The 13,347-nt window shown below is 69.0% G+C and carries 15 protein-coding genes; 2 read left to right on the top strand and 13 right to left on the bottom strand.

What is annotated here, in order from left to right:
- Nucleotides 1-39 precede the first annotated feature (39 nt).
- A complete protein-coding gene (locus ACPYN9_RS15895; RefSeq protein ID WP_424467629.1) occupies nt 40-540 on the bottom strand; it encodes an OCRE domain-containing protein in 501 nt (166 codons plus the stop codon).
- A complete protein-coding gene (locus ACPYN9_RS15890; RefSeq protein WP_424467627.1) occupies nt 537-1,304 on the bottom strand; it encodes a hypothetical protein in 768 nt (255 codons plus the stop codon). The genes ACPYN9_RS15895 and ACPYN9_RS15890 overlap by 4 nt, the downstream gene beginning before the upstream one ends.
- 141 nt (nt 1,305-1,445) lie before the next feature.
- Between ACPYN9_RS15890 and ACPYN9_RS15885 the strand changes: the two genes are divergently transcribed.
- Both ACPYN9_RS15885 and ACPYN9_RS15880 read left to right on the top strand, forming a co-directional pair.
- The gene (locus tag ACPYN9_RS15885) at nt 1,446-1,793 is read left to right on the top strand and encodes a hypothetical protein (RefSeq protein WP_424467625.1); all 348 of its coding nucleotides are present in this window, start codon (nt 1,446-1,448) and stop codon (nt 1,791-1,793) included.
- 47 nt (nt 1,794-1,840) lie between these two features.
- Nucleotides 1,841-2,149 carry a hypothetical protein gene (locus tag ACPYN9_RS15880; protein WP_424467624.1) on the top strand — a complete coding sequence of 103 codons (309 nt, stop codon included), beginning with the start codon at nt 1,841-1,843 and terminating at the stop codon, nt 2,147-2,149.
- Nucleotides 2,150-2,198: 49 nt separating this feature from the next.
- Here the strand turns inward: ACPYN9_RS15880 and ACPYN9_RS15875 are convergent, their stop codons facing one another.
- The 11 genes from ACPYN9_RS15875 to ACPYN9_RS15825 form a co-directional block, all read right to left on the bottom strand.
- Nucleotides 2,199-2,396 (bottom strand): hypothetical protein, encoded by a 198-nt coding sequence (locus ACPYN9_RS15875; RefSeq protein WP_424467622.1) that lies wholly within the window; start codon nt 2,394-2,396, stop codon nt 2,199-2,201.
- 148 nt (nt 2,397-2,544) lie between these two features.
- Entirely contained in the window at nt 2,545-3,054 is a 510-nt protein-coding gene (locus tag ACPYN9_RS15870; RefSeq protein WP_424467620.1) for a DUF6301 family protein, read from the bottom strand.
- Nucleotides 3,055-3,062: 8 nt separating this feature from the next.
- Entirely contained in the window at nt 3,063-5,492 is a 2,430-nt protein-coding gene (locus ACPYN9_RS15865; RefSeq protein ID WP_424467618.1) for a hypothetical protein, read from the bottom strand.
- Nucleotides 5,489-5,857 carry a DUF6507 family protein gene (locus ACPYN9_RS15860; protein WP_424467616.1) on the bottom strand — a complete coding sequence of 123 codons (369 nt, stop codon included), beginning with the start codon at nt 5,855-5,857 and terminating at the stop codon, nt 5,489-5,491. The genes ACPYN9_RS15865 and ACPYN9_RS15860 overlap by 4 nt, the downstream gene beginning before the upstream one ends.
- Nucleotide 5,858: 1 nt before the next feature.
- The gene (locus ACPYN9_RS15855; protein WP_424467614.1) at nt 5,859-6,194 is read right to left on the bottom strand and encodes a hypothetical protein; all 336 of its coding nucleotides are present in this window, start codon (nt 6,192-6,194) and stop codon (nt 5,859-5,861) included.
- Between the two features lie 2 nt (nt 6,195-6,196).
- Nucleotides 6,197-7,294: a DUF6177 family protein gene (locus ACPYN9_RS15850; protein WP_424467612.1), complete on the bottom strand. Its 1,098-nt coding sequence runs from the start codon at nt 7,292-7,294 to the stop codon at nt 6,197-6,199.
- A 163-nt stretch (nt 7,295-7,457) separates the two neighbouring features.
- The gene (locus ACPYN9_RS15845; RefSeq protein WP_424467610.1) at nt 7,458-8,507 is read right to left on the bottom strand and encodes a lipoyl protein ligase domain-containing protein; all 1,050 of its coding nucleotides are present in this window, start codon (nt 8,505-8,507) and stop codon (nt 7,458-7,460) included.
- 90 nt (nt 8,508-8,597) lie between these two features.
- A complete protein-coding gene (locus ACPYN9_RS15840) occupies nt 8,598-9,572 on the bottom strand; it encodes an alpha/beta fold hydrolase (protein WP_424467608.1) in 975 nt (324 codons plus the stop codon).
- Between the two features lie 2 nt (nt 9,573-9,574).
- A complete protein-coding gene (locus tag ACPYN9_RS15835; protein ID WP_424467606.1) occupies nt 9,575-10,423 on the bottom strand; it encodes a transglutaminase family protein in 849 nt (282 codons plus the stop codon).
- On the bottom strand, nt 10,420-11,361 hold the full coding sequence (locus tag ACPYN9_RS15830) for an alpha-E domain-containing protein (protein WP_068478330.1): 942 nt from the start codon (nt 11,359-11,361) through the stop codon (nt 10,420-10,422). The genes ACPYN9_RS15835 and ACPYN9_RS15830 overlap by 4 nt, the downstream gene beginning before the upstream one ends.
- Nucleotides 11,355-13,085 (bottom strand): circularly permuted type 2 ATP-grasp protein, encoded by a 1,731-nt coding sequence (locus ACPYN9_RS15825; RefSeq protein WP_424467604.1) that lies wholly within the window; start codon nt 13,083-13,085, stop codon nt 11,355-11,357. Before ACPYN9_RS15825 ends, ACPYN9_RS15830 begins: the two co-directional genes overlap by 7 nt.
- Between the last annotated feature and the right edge of the window lie 262 nt (nt 13,086-13,347).

Raw genomic sequence — 13,347 nt, 5'->3', positions numbered from 1 at the left:
GGCGGCCGGCGCGGGTACCGCGGGCAGTGGTGTGGATGCTCATTCGACGACCGTCAGCGTCTGCGGGTCGATCGTGATGCCGCTCGTCGGGTTCGTGTAGAAGCCCGTGGCCGGGTCGATGTACCAGCCGATCCTCGTGTCGATGAGCTTGCCGTCCGGGTCGGTGGCGTATCCCGTTTCGGGGTCGACGACGAAGCCCGTGCGCGGGTCCGTGTACTGGCCGGTCGCCTGGTCGAGCAGGAAGCCGGTCGCCTCGTCCTTCACCACGGTGCCGCCAGGCTGCACGGGGTTCGCGGCCGCGGCGGCCTGGAACGCGGAGATCGCCTCCTGCTGCTTGCGGTCCTCGAGCAGGTTGACGACGAAGCTCGTCCCGAGGCACGCGCAGCAGATCACGGCACCGAGGATGACCGAGCCGAGCATGCGGCCGACGTTGGTGTTCACGACCCGACGCGTGGCCTGCGGGCCGTGGGCGAGCGCGCCGAGCATCCGCTCGCGGTGAGCGCGAGTCGTGTCGATGAGGGTGCGATCCGCCTCGCTCACTGGGCCACCCCCGCCCCGAGACGCGCAGCGCCAGCAGACGCCGCGCCGACGGGGACCGCGCCGGGGCGTCCGAGGCGGACGCGTCGCGACCCGAGCGCCAGCACGGTGCCGAAGGGAACGGTGACGGCGGTCTCGGGCTGGAGCCGCCTCGGGTCGCCGCCGGCGAACGCCCACGTGCCCCCGACGCTGCCGAGGTCGGTCACGAGCACGCCGTCGAAGTTCGGCTCGAGGCGCACGTGCGTGGGGGCCAGGCTGCGGGAGAAGTCGGGGACCGCGACCGGCCGCTGCCCCCTGGACTGCACCTGCGGGGCCCGCCCCACGATGACGACGCCCCTGACGACGTGCCGCGACCCGTCGTCGAAGCTCAGCTCGAGGTCGGGGCTCGAGAACCGCTGAGGCACGCGAGTCGGCGGGGCCAGCTCGATGACCCCGGGGACCAGGTGGAGGGGATCCCGCCCTCCGCGGATGTTCACGGTCTCGCGAGCGCCGGTGAAGGGGTGCGCGGGCATGCCCGTCGAACGTGCCACCGTCCGCAGGCCGAGCAGCGCGTGGCCCGCGCTGGTGCCGAGACTCGCGCGCATCCACCACCATGACCCGAGGAGTGCGAGAGACGCGGATGCGCCGACGAGCACCGCAAGCGAGACGCTGTGCGTCGCGGCGAGGAACGAGAGGGCCGCCGCGATGGCGATACCGAGCGCCACGTCGACGACGACCGACCAGGCGCGCTGGGGGGTCGCCGCTGGGAGATCGGCCGTGTTCCACACGAGTCGCAAGGCTAGTCGGTGGGCCCTGAGCCTGGGAGGGGAGAACTCCCCGGGGAAAAGATGGACGAAGCCGTGCCCGGCGTGCTGAACTGGCGTCTCCGGAGAAGAACGCGCGCCGATCGCGGTGCTGGAGAGGATGCCATGAAGTTCGCAATGGAAGACCAGACCCTGGTCACGCTCGGCAACAAGTCGCAGACCGAATCCGACGACCTCGGCGAGCTCGTCAAGCAGCTGTTCGACGCCGCAGAACCGCTCGCCTCGACCTTCAACGGGCCCGCGAAGGCCAGCTTCAACAACTTCAAGTCGAAGACCGACGAGATCTCGAACGCGCTCAACTCGGCGCTCGTCGGCATCGTGACCTCGATCAGCGGCCAGAACAAGGCGTTCGTCGCCGCGGCAGACGACGGAGCCGCGACCCACGAGGCATCGGCGAACTCGACCGACTTCAGTTCCGAGTCCTTCCTGTCGCGCATCCGCCCGCAGGCGTAGAGCCGCGCGCACCGACAACAGACGCGACGAGAACCAGGAGAACACGCATGTTCACGAACCAGATGGATCGCAACGACTACAACATCGGCTCGTCCGAGGCGACGCAGGCGAACTTCGAGCAGGTCGCCGCACGCCTCGAGTCGGCACTCGACCGACGCGACGCCGACGTGAAGCAGGCCATGGCCGATTACCAGGCCGATGGGGTCTCCGAGGAGTACGCCCACCTCGAGCAGCAGTGGAACACTGCCGGCCAGCAGGTGCGCGACGTCATCGCCGCCATCCGCAACTCGCTCGTCGAGAACGACGATGTCGCGCGCCGCGCCCTGTCGGCGGCACGCGCGTCGATCCCGGGCTGATCACCGGAGCCTGACAGCCGGTCACAGGCGCACAGTCGGAGGCGCACAGTCACGCGGAGACGGCGAGCAACCCACGGGGATGCTCGCCGTTCGCGTTCTCGGCGATGCGGGACGCCTTCAAGACGGCCCCGGCGAGGCAGCTCTCGCAGACGAAGTGCTCACGAGACGTCGGCCAGTTCAGGAGGGTGTCAGAGAGCCAATCCCAGCTGTACTCGTCGTGGCCGCCGAAGCCAGTCGACCAGGTCACGCAGGACGCCCGCGGGATCGCCGACCGCCGCAGTGGCCCCGATCACCTGCAACCTGTCGCTCATGCGCGTCTTCTCGAAGCCGGGGTGCGGCCAGCGATTACCGCTCCTCGCCGACTGCAGTGGCCGCGAACGGTGCTGTGCCTGGAATCAGATGGCCTCGCCCGGCACCCGGTCCGGGCTGATGCCCGACCGCTCCTCGCGGCGCTCGATCTCAGCGTATGCCGGCTGGAGCGCGATGAGCGCCACGCTCGTGTCGAGTGACTTCAGCCAAAGGCGGCCGCCGTTGTCGAGATCCCAAGCGATGTCGCTGCCCTGACGTGCGGATCCCTCACCGAGGATCTCCGCGAGCTCCGCGCCGAGTTGACGCCGGGCACCTGCGACATCGGCGGCACCGCTGGCGTCCGCGCCGCTGAGCTTCACCTGGATCTCGGTCACCGACTCGTCCTTGACGGAAGCCGAGGCGTTCGAGACGCGTTCGGGTGACTCGATGTATCCGGTCCGGTAGCGAGCGCTGCGGCTCGTCGACCGGGCTTCCGACCATCCCAGCGCTGCGGCTACCCCGGTCAGCTCTTGCTTCGAGACCGGCCAGCTGAGCCCCGTCAACACCTCGCTCAGGCGGGCAACGGTGCTACGGTCCGCGATATTCTGCGTCGTCATGGCGTCGTCTACTTCCCAAGCCCGAGGTCGAGCTCATTCGGGTTCAATACCAGCTCGTCGATCTTAACCTTCCCCGTGGGGGTCGCTTTGACCAGTTGATAGGAGACGGTGACGGAGCCGTCCGCGAGCCCCTGCGCAATGTGGGGGTTGTCCCGTAGGTATGCAGCGAGGTTCGGGTCGTTCTGGAAGACGTCGTTGAAGTAGTGGGTCGAGCCCTGCGGTGCGCGAGTCCCGTCGGGCAGCACCCGCCCATCCTTGCTGAGCGTGGCAGTGCCCCCCTTGGCCTCGGTGACGATTAGTGTGGTGCCGTCGTTGGTGAGCCCGACCTGGTCGAAGGTCCCCTTCCCTCCTCCTGAGCCGTCGACGACGACCGTCGCGTCCTGTGAGGCGATAGCGTCGAGCGCAGCCTGATCGCCCATCGCCTCCGACGCATTCACCTGGGTGACGGCCGTATCGCGTTCCTGCCAGGACGTGTCTCTGAGCTCCTCGAGGGCGTCGACGCGGGCTTCGAACTGCGCATCCGTCAGCGAGGTGTCGAGTTCGGCCTCTTCCAGGAGCGCGTCGATGGTGCTGTCGATCTTTCCCTTCGTCAGCCCCTTGGGATCCACATCGACTCCCTGTTCCCCGAGCTGGTCGATGACCGACTGCTGGGCCCCGACGGCCTCCTGGTGCGCCGCGACCGCCTCGACGCGATCCGAGACCGCGCCGTGGTACTCCTCGGAGAGCACCGGTACCGTGTCGTTGACCCCTTTCGTGACTCCCTTCGGATCAATGCTCGACGGGTCGTCCACGCCGCCGGTTGATGCGGGCTTACCCGTTGCATCCGGCGACCGATCGCCAGCTGAAGGCTCCTTGCCTCCGGAACTCTCCTGGGCCGAACCCGGATCCCGGACCTCGGGGACATCGGTCGACACTGTCGAGGGACCTCTGGGCGACCCACCGGGACCATCTGCCACGGGCCCTGCGGCTGCCGACGACGGCCCCGGCTGCCCCTGTCCACCCGGGTGCGCGGGCTCCACTGCACCCGGATGCATCTGCCCGGCACCCGGAGTACCGGTTCCCGTCGGCAGTTCCAGCGTTCCGCCCTTCGGGCCGCCGGGGACCGTGCCAGGCGCATCCAGCCCGAAGTGGGACGAGACGGGAGGCACCCCGCCCGTCGGGGAGAGCGCATCCACGACCCCGGTCGCTCCCACGTACGGCGTGATCTTGAGGCCGTCTGGCGAAAACTTGATGCCCTTCGTGGCGAGGCCGACGGCAAGCGAGCCACCGGGGATCGCGAAGTCGGCGGCGAACCCGCCGACCCGCGTCACGATCGACCCGACCTTGCCCGCGGTCGAAACACCCTTCGCGACGTTCGCGCCCGGGATGAAGAACGTGCCGATATTGGCGATGGTCTCGGTGCCGGTCGCGACCGCATCCTCTTCCCACGCGTGGAAGCCGTTCTCGCCAGCGAGCGCCGCCTGGTGGTCCCAGCCGATGAGGCTGCCCCAGCCGGTCGCCGCGACGTTGACGCGGTCATCGAACCACTGGTCGGCCTCGGAGCCGGGCGCGACGAGCTTCACCGCCCACGTCGTCGGCGAGAGCACCACGGCGGTCGAGAGGGCGAAGTTGCCGAGGCCGCCCCACGCGGCCCCCGCGTTGTCCCAGCCCCACTCGCCGGATTCCGGGTCGCGCCCGATGAGCGACGCGGCGCCCGTCCAGGTGCCGTGCCAGAAGTTGCCCGCGCCGTGCGCCACTGACTCGGAGCAGTTGCGGTCCTCGTCGGCCGGGTAGCCCCACGGCAGCTCGGTGGACGCCATGATCGCTTCAGCCGTGATGGCCTCGTCCTCGGTCACGTAGGTGCCGGTGCTGAGCGTCTCGAGTCCCGCGGCGCACGTCGTCGCGGCGGCCCAGACGGTCTCGATGATCGCGGCGTACTCGGCGAGCAGCGACTCGTTCTTCTCGATGGCCGGGCCGTGCTCGGTCCACGGGATGTGCTCGCTCTTGTCGCCCAGCTTGGTGACGTCGGTGGTCCAGAACTCCGACGAGAACAGCCCGTGCGCATCCCAGATCGTCACGTCGTAGCCGCGCAGGGCTTCCTGCCGGAACGTCGCCGCGCGGTCCTCGAGGTCCTGCAGCGTCGCCTTCACTCCCTGCAGCTCCTCGGCGTACGTGCGCAGATAGCCGGCGGCGCTCGAGAAGCTCGTCTCCACGTCGGCCGCCGCGTTGCTCGCCGGCGTGATCGCCGCGTACACGGATTCCTGCTCGGGCGCCTGATAGGACCCGCCGATGCCGGACCAGGTCGAGCTGATCGTCGACACCTTCTCGACGAGCCCAGTTCCCATGCCCTCGAGCGACGTCGCGGAGGCCTCGATGGCCGACGTGTCGAGATCGGCGCTCTTGCAGACGAACGCCGACGGGTCGATGAGCCCGTCGCCCGTGCAGACTTCGATGGTCATGCGTCCCCCCGGTAGCCGTGCTGCTCGAAGAAGCTGAAGTCACCAGCGGACCCGTCGGCGATGGCGCCCTGGAACTCGAGCGCCATCTGCTCCTGCCCGGTGTTGTACGCGTAGACGGCGTTGGCGACGCCGGTCACGCTCGCGTTGACGGTGTTGCCGACGGCGGTCACGTTCGACTGCTGCTCGGTGAGCAGGCCGGCGAGCGCCTCGGAGACGCCGACGGTGATGCCGCCACCCCAGGCGACGCCGGCCATCACCGCGTTCATCCCGGCTTCCGTGATGACGGTCGCGAGCTCGCCCTGCGTCGTCTGCACGCTGGTGAGCACGGTCTGCACCCCGGTGGGGTCGATCTTCCAGTCCGACATGTCACACCCTCTCTGTCACGGTGCCGCCGAGTGCAGCGGCGATCTGCTCTGCCAGTGCGCGCCCGCCCTGCGGGTTGCTCCGAGGAATCGTCAGGTCCGTCCAGAGCCCGAACGAGGCGGGCGGATGCGCGATCGCGGGCGCCGCGCTCGTCGGGTCGGCGATGGGCTGGCTCTCGAAGACCGTGAGCAGCGACGCCCCCGCCCCGTCGACGGCGTGGCGCACCGCGCCGCCCTGGAAGGAGATGAGCTGCCCCTCGGGGTGCGTCTCGGCGATGGCGCGCGCGACCGCCTCGTCGCTCGGCGCGACCTCGCTCAGCAGGACCAGTTCGATGGGCACGGTCAGCTCCTCCCGACGTTCGCGTCGCCCGTGGCGAACTCCACGGCGAGGGCGGATGCGAGGCGTTCCTGGTCGAGGGCCGTCGCGAAGGCGCGCAGCTGGTACCAGAGCGGGTCGTCCCCCGAGAGCCGCACGATGAGCGCCGGGGCGCGGCGGAGTCCGACGGTGGTGATGTCGTGCTGCTCGGCGAGCGCATCCACGTCGACGCCGAGGTCGCGCACGGCCCGAGCGCCGAGGAGGACCGCGAGCGGCTGCTCCGGGCGCCGGACGCCTGGCAGGCGCCCGAACGAGCCGTCCCGCTGCTCGACTTCCCCGGTCGAGAGCAGGGCGACGCTGACGCGGTTGCGCTCGGCGAGCTCGCGGAGGGTGTCGAGCACGCGCGGGTGCGCGGCGAGGGAGCCGCCCGGCGTGTGCGCGAGGGGTGCGAGGGCCGCGTCGCGAATCGGGACGACGCCGCGAACGTGCTCGAGGATGCCCGCCTTGGTGCGCGAGACGGCGAGGCTCACGGCGGAGCCGTCGTCGCCCGCGGCGTAGTGGCGCTCGGTGACGGGCATCTGCCTGCGCATGGACTCGGTGATGGCGGCGTGCGACCACGGCAGGGCCAGCGGTTCGACGAGGCCCCACCGGGCGAGGCCAGCCCCGCCGAGACCCGTCACGAGCTGGTCGGCGACGCCGCCGACCAGCGTGCGGTCGTCAGCGCGGTCGCGCACGTAGACGTCGAAGACGAACGACGGCGCCGTGCGCGCGCGTTCGACGGAGAGCGTCGGGTGCGGCTCCGCCTCGCGACCGGGCCGGGGCATCCAGAAGTCACCGAAGCTGCGGATGCGCGTGCCCCGGAACGCGTCGAACATCGCGCCGTCCGCCGACACGGCCCAGTACCCGCCTGCGGCCTGGAACGCATCCGCCACGAAGCTCGACACATGCGCCTGGTCGGTGGTCACGAGGATCGGGCGGAGCCTCGCGAACTGCGCATCGATGAGGAAGCGCTGCAGGGGGCGACTGAGCGTCACGCGCTCGGCCGACGCCCAGTAGACGGTGTAGCCGCCGCCGGCGCCATCGGACCCGCGCTCGTCGGAAAGCGGGTCGACAAACGCGGTCATGAGGTCACCCCATGATGCGGGGGGATGGTCGAGCGAGAACGAGGCACGTGATTCCTCCGGGGAATTCTCGGATGAATCGCCAGCGTAACCACGCATCGCGAGAGACGCGATGGGGACTTCTCCCCTGCGCGGGCTCGACTCTCAGGTTCCGCGCCTCAGGTGCTCAGGGAACCCGATGCGTCCACTCGCGCGACGCGAACTTCGACTGCGCGAGCTCCCGCGCCCGCGCCAGCTCCTCGTCCGTCACCTCGCCGGGCGTGCCGCCGTAGTGCTCCACGAACGTCTTCTTGAAGTGGTCGATGATCGCCGAACGCTCCATGCCCGTCTGCGAACGCAGCGGACTCACCCGCTTGTTCGCCGACTGCGTGCCCTTGTCGCTCAGCTTCTCGCGGCCGATGCGCAGCACCTCCGTCATGCGGTCACCGTCGATGTCGTAACTGAGCGTCGCGTGATGCAGCACCGCACCGGAGCCGAGACGCTTCTGCGCGGCCCCGCCGATCTTGCCCGACGGGCTCGCGATGTCGTTGAGCGGCTCGTACCGCGCGTTGATGCCGAGCCCGTGCAGCGCATCCAGCACCCACGAGTCGAGGAACGCGTACGACTCCGCGAACGACATGCCGTGCACCAGGTCGCTCGGCACGTACAGCGAGTACGTCACCACCGACCCCGCCTCCATGAACATCGCACCGCCGCCCGTGATGCGCCGCACCAGCTGCACCCCGTACTTCTCGAGGTTCTCCTGGTCGACCTCGTTCTTGACCGACTGGAAGGAGCCGAGCACCACAGCGGTTTCATCCCACTCCCACAGGCGCAGCGTCGCTGAGCGACGCCCCGCGCCGACTTCCTCCGTCAGCACCTGGTCAAGCGCGATGTGCTCGCGCGGCGTCAGCGGCCCCGGGTGCAGAATCTGCCAGTCATACGCGCGCCAGTCGCGAGCACCGAGCACCGCCCTGCGGACCACGACGCCAACCGCCTCCGGCGTGACGCCAAGCAGCTGCGCATCCGCCCTCAGACCATCTCGAACCGCGGCCGTGATCTCCTCCGCGCTCGCCTCGACAGGCAACCCGTTCAGCGCGCCGTTGATGTCATCCAGCGCCTCATCCGGCTCGAGGAAGAAGTCCCCAGCGAGGTGCGCATCGACGATGCGTCCGCCCTCCACCTCGAGGTCGACTGTGACGAGCTTCCCGCCAGGAACCTTGTACTCACCGTGCATGAGAGCACTCTACGGCTCGCCCCCGAGCCCCCCTCTGCCGAAAAGGTCATTTTCAGCCCCTCGCACCTCCGAAAGAGGGACGAAACTGACCTATTCGTCGAGAGCGCGTGGCGGGATGCGCGCATCCAGCCACGCGACGATGTCGGCGATGACCTCGTCGCGGTTCAGCTCGTTGAGCAGCTCGTGCCGCGCCTCCGGGTAGATCTTGAGGGTCACGTCGCTGAGCTTCGAGCGCTTCCGGTACAGCCGCGCCAGGGCGCGCGGCCCTCGCTCGCCGAAGCCGATCGAGTCCTCGGACCCCGCCATGATGAGCACCGGCACGTCGTCGATCTTCCCCGAGGCTACGCGGGGCGGGATGTGCGCCAGCTGCAGCGCACCCCGCTTCGACCACACCGGCATCTTCGCGATGTCGAAGCACAACTCGTCGTACGCGAACGCACGCCTCGCATCCGGGTTGCGACTCAGCCACATGAGACCGGTCTCGTCTGGCTCGAACTTCTTGTTGAGGTTGCCGGCGTTGATGAACCCGGGCACCGCGAGCGTCGTGCCGGTGAGGATGCACGCGGCGAAAAACGCGGAATCGCGTGCGAGCAGCTGCTGGGCCAGGAGCGACCCCCACGAGTGCCCCTGCAAGATGAGCGGCAGACGCGGATAGCGGTCGCGCACCCACGCAGAGATGTCCTCGAGCGCTTCGAGCGCCGCACGGTTCTCGGTGGCCGGCAGCACGGAGAGCCCATGCGAGTTCAGGCCCGTCTGCCCGTGCCCGAGGTGGTCGTGCGCGACGACCGCGTACCCAGCAGCGACCAGGTCGCGCGCGTAGGCGTCGTACCGCTTCGCGTGCTCACCCGAACCGTGCGACAAGTGGATCACACCGCGCGGCGACGCACATGCCCACTCATAGACGTGCACGTCAATGCCGTGCCCCGTCGGCACCACGAACGTCGCCGGTGCACCGGTCGGGTCAGGATGCGGCGCAGCCGGGCCGCGCGCATCCGCACGCCCCTGCGAGCCACCATGCGAACCGCCGGCAGACCCGCCCTGCGCACCGCTCCCCGGCCCCGGCATCGCTACGCCTCGCGAGTGATGTCGACCTTGACGAACAACTGCGACGAGAACGGGCCCGCGTACACGCCGCGCAGCGGAGGCACGTCGTTGTAGTCACGCCCACGACCGACAAGCACGTGACGCTCGCCGATCGGGATGTCGTTCGTCGGGTCCCAGCCGCGCCACTCGCCGTCCCAGTACTCGATCCACGCGTGCGACTCGCCACTCACCGTCTCGCCGATCTCAGCGTTCGGGCGCGGGTGCAGGTAGCCGGAGACGTAGATCGCCGGAATCCCAGCCGAGCGCAAGGCGCCGAGCGCGATGTGCGAGATGTCCTGGCACACGCCACGCTTGTGCTCCCACGCCTCAGCAGCCGTCGTTCGAACACCAGTCACGCCACCCTCGTAGGCGACGGCCTCATAGATGAGATGCAAGATCTCCATAGCCGTGGATGCGGGGCCGCTGTTCGCGCCCTTCACCTCAGCCGCGAGCGCCATCACGTCCTCCGGCGGCATCGTCAAACGAGTCTGCGCCGTCTGCTCGACCAGCTCGACGCTGCGGAGCCGCTCATGGGCGAGCTCATCCCAGCTGAGCGACAGCTGCCCGGCCTCGGGACGCTGCCGCACCTCGACGAGGCTCGACGCCGTCAGCGACAGCTCCGAGTGCGGGTTGAGCACCTCGAACGCCGTCACCTTCGTGCCCCAGTAGTCGGAGTAGTTGTGCGTCGACGAGTGCGGCGTGACATCGAGATGCCCAAACAGCACGAACTGGCCGTTGTTGGCCATCGGCAGCATGCGGGCCTCGTTGTACGAGGTCGTAACGTCGCCCTCATACCGGAAGCCGGTGGAGTGGCGGATGCGGATGCGGCTCATGAGTTGTCTCCCACCCAGCTCGGGGCTGTGATCGACGGGAAGTATCGCTGGCGGATCGCCTCGGACGCCCTGGAAACCGCATCCTGCACACCATCCATGTAGCGGGGCAGGTCGGCGAGCGTGTCGTGGATCGGTCGGTACTCGAGGTCGGACGAGATCTGGCCAAGCAGGCGCTGGGCCTGGTCGGTGACCCCCACCCGGCCGCCGCGCTCGTGGCGGGGCTGGATGTCGTAGAGGCACGACAGCGCCGTCGACACCGAGTACTGGATCGACCGCGGGAACAGCCGGTCGAGCAGCAGGAACTCTGCCGCGTTCGCAGCGGATGGCATGCCGTGATACGTGCGCAGGTACGACTCGTAGGCACCGCAGGAGCGAAGGATCGTGGTCCAGGATGCGCCAGACGCCTCCGTCAGCGAACGCGTCGCCAGCAGACGCGCCGTCATATCGGCGCGCTCGAGCGAGCGGCCGAGCATCATGAACTGGTACGCGTCGTCGCGGCTCGCGGCCGAGTTCACGACGCCGACCGCGAGCGCCGAGCGCTCACGCACCCACGCGAACAGGTCGTGCACCTTCTCCTGGCGCACGCTGAACGGCATACGCGAGTAGGTGGCGTTGAGGCACTCCCACAGCTCCGTCGACACGATCTCGCGAGCACGGCGGGCGTTCTCACGGGCCGCATTCACCGAATAGGCGATCGACGCCGGCTGCGAGCGGTCAACGGCCATGAGGTTCAGCACATCCGAACGCGTCAGCTCGGCGTCCGGCTGCACATCCGCCGCACCCATGACGCTCAACAGCGATCGACAGGCCGTCGCCTCGTCGACCCACGGGTCCTCGAGAAGCAACTGGAGGTGCACATCCAAGATGCGCGCGGTGCCGTCGGCCCGCTCGACGTAGCGGCCGATCCAGAAGAGCGACTCAGCGATACGGCTCAGCATGCGTCCGTTCCCTTCCGGTTCGTGTGGGCTGCCCCTGCTGGCGCCTGCACGCCGGAGCGCGCCTGCTGCTGTTGCTGCTGCTGGACCTGCTGCTGGTCGCCGCGCTTCGGCGCATCCTGTGGCATGTGGTCCTGGCGGTGCGGGATGACACGCAGCACGCCCGTCACGGGGTGCGGCGTCTCAGAGACATCAGCCTGGTCGTCGAGCAGTTCCTCAACGCCGTGCGGTTGCGGCTTCGAGAAGCTGCGCTCCTGGCCGACCACCCAGGTGTCCTTCGACCCACCGCCCTGGCTAGAGTTCACGACCAGCTGACCCTCGGGTAGCGCGACGCGCGTCAGGCCACCGGGCAGCACCCACACGTCGTGGCCGTCGTTGATGGCAAACGGACGCAGGTCGGCGTGCCGCGGGCGCATCCCGTCTTCCACAAGCGTCGGGATCGTCGACAGCTGCACAACCGGCTGCGCGATCCAGCCGCGCGGGTCGGCGAGCAGGCGCCCCCGCATCTCGTCGAGCTCCTGCTTGTTGGCGCGGGGGCCGATCATCAGGCCCTTGCCGCCGGAGCCGTCGACCGGCTTCACAACGAGCTCGTCGAGGCGGTCGAGCACCTCCTCGAGGGCCTCCGGCTCCTCGAGACGCCACGTGTCGACGTTCGGCAGGATCGCCTCCTCCGACAGGTAGTAGCGAATGAGGTCAGGCATGTACGTGTAGACGAGCTTGTCGTCGGCGACACCATTGCCGACCGCATTCGCGATCGTCACGTTGCCAAGGCGGGCCGCCATCATGAGGCCAGGCGAGCCCAGCATTGAGTCTCGGCGGAACTGCAGCGGGTCAAGGTAGTCGTCGTCCACGCGACGGTAGATCACGTCGACCCGCTGCGGACCGGCCGTCGTGCGCATCCACACCCGCCCGCCGGAGCAGAACAGGTCGCGGCCCTCAACGAGCTCGACGCCCATGAGGCGGGCGAGCAGCGTGTGCTCGAAGTAGGCCGAGTTGTACACGCCGGGCGTGAGGACAACCACGGTCGGGTCTTCGATGCCGTCGGGGGCGGATGCGCGCAGCGCGCCGAGCAGGCGGTTCGGGTAGTCGCCGACCGGGCGCACGCGCATGCGCGAGAAGAGCTCAGGCAGCGTCTGCGCCATCGCGCGACGGTTCGAGATGACGTACGAGACGCCCGACGGCACGCGCACGTTGTCTTCCAGCACGCGCATCTCGCCGTGCTCATCCCGGATCAGGTCGATGCCCGAGACGTGGATGCGCACCCCGTTCGCGGTGCGGATGCCCTTCGCGACCCGGTGGTAGTGCACTGAGGACGCGATGAGGCTTGCGGGGATGACGCCGTCGGCGATGGCCCGCTGGTCGCCGTACACGTCGTCGAGGAACGCCTCGAGCGCGCGAACCCGCTGCTTGATGCCAGCTTCCGTCTTCTGCCACTCGGCCCGCTCGATGACGCGCGGAACCACGTCGAGCGGGAACGGACGCTCCTCGCCGGCGAAGTCGAACGTCACTCCCTGAGCGAGGTACGAATCGGCGAGCGAATCGGAACGGTGCCGGATCTGCTCCTGCGTCATCCCCGAGAGGACATCGTAGAGATCTCGGTACGTCCGGCGCGGATCGAGCTCGCCCTCAGCCGCCTCCCCCATGAACATCTCGTCGAATGGCGGCGACAGCGCCGCTTGGGATTGCCTGGTCAGAGCCTGGCTGTAGCCGTCGAAGAGGTCACCCATGTCCCGAGACTAGTGGACGGAGTGTGACGCGCTTGTTTCACGGAGTTGCCAGCTGAACGGCGCGCCCGACCTCCCGCAAAATTTCCCGTCAATCGAGAGAATTCGCGGAGCGCTGCTGGTGCGAACTCCCCCCGGGGGCGGGGGGGGCGGGCCCCGCCCCCCCCCCCCGCCCCCCCCCCCCCCGCCCCGGGGGGGGGGGGGGGGTTTGTAGTTAATTAGTGGGTTATATAAATGCCGGCATGAGATAGCCAAACACAAACCA

It is taken from the genome of Pseudoclavibacter helvolus (assembly GCF_049707175.1).
In the GTDB taxonomy this organism is placed as follows: Bacteria; Actinomycetota; Actinomycetes; order Actinomycetales; family Microbacteriaceae; genus Pseudoclavibacter; species Pseudoclavibacter helvolus_A.
Note: the sequence above shows the minus strand (reverse complement) of the source record. Positions and strands in the feature narration are given on the sequence as shown.

Excerpts from the sequence above, each read along its gene's own strand:
- ACPYN9_RS15840 (WP_424467608.1), bottom strand. The coding sequence starts at position 9,572 with ATGCCGGGGCCGGGGAGCGGTGCGCAGGGCGGGTCTGCCGGCGGTTCG.
- ACPYN9_RS15885 (WP_424467625.1), top strand. The coding sequence starts at position 1,446 with ATGAAGTTCGCAATGGAAGACCAGACCCTGGTCACGCTCGGCAACAAG.
- ACPYN9_RS15865 (WP_424467618.1), bottom strand. The coding sequence starts at position 5,492 with ATGACCATCGAAGTCTGCACGGGCGACGGGCTCATCGACCCGTCGGCG.
- ACPYN9_RS15825 (WP_424467604.1), bottom strand. The coding sequence starts at position 13,085 with ATGGGTGACCTCTTCGACGGCTACAGCCAGGCTCTGACCAGGCAATCC.
- ACPYN9_RS15850 (WP_424467612.1), bottom strand. The coding sequence starts at position 7,294 with ATGACCGCGTTTGTCGACCCGCTTTCCGACGAGCGCGGGTCCGATGGC.
- ACPYN9_RS15860 (WP_424467616.1), bottom strand. The coding sequence starts at position 5,857 with ATGTCGGACTGGAAGATCGACCCCACCGGGGTGCAGACCGTGCTCACC.
- ACPYN9_RS15870 (WP_424467620.1), bottom strand. The coding sequence starts at position 3,054 with ATGACGACGCAGAATATCGCGGACCGTAGCACCGTTGCCCGCCTGAGC.
- ACPYN9_RS15845 (WP_424467610.1), bottom strand. The coding sequence starts at position 8,507 with ATGCACGGTGAGTACAAGGTTCCTGGCGGGAAGCTCGTCACAGTCGAC.
- ACPYN9_RS15835 (WP_424467606.1), bottom strand. The coding sequence starts at position 10,423 with ATGAGCCGCATCCGCATCCGCCACTCCACCGGCTTCCGGTATGAGGGC.
- ACPYN9_RS15880 (WP_424467624.1), top strand. The coding sequence starts at position 1,841 with ATGTTCACGAACCAGATGGATCGCAACGACTACAACATCGGCTCGTCC.
- ACPYN9_RS15830 (WP_068478330.1), bottom strand. The coding sequence starts at position 11,361 with ATGCTGAGCCGTATCGCTGAGTCGCTCTTCTGGATCGGCCGCTACGTC.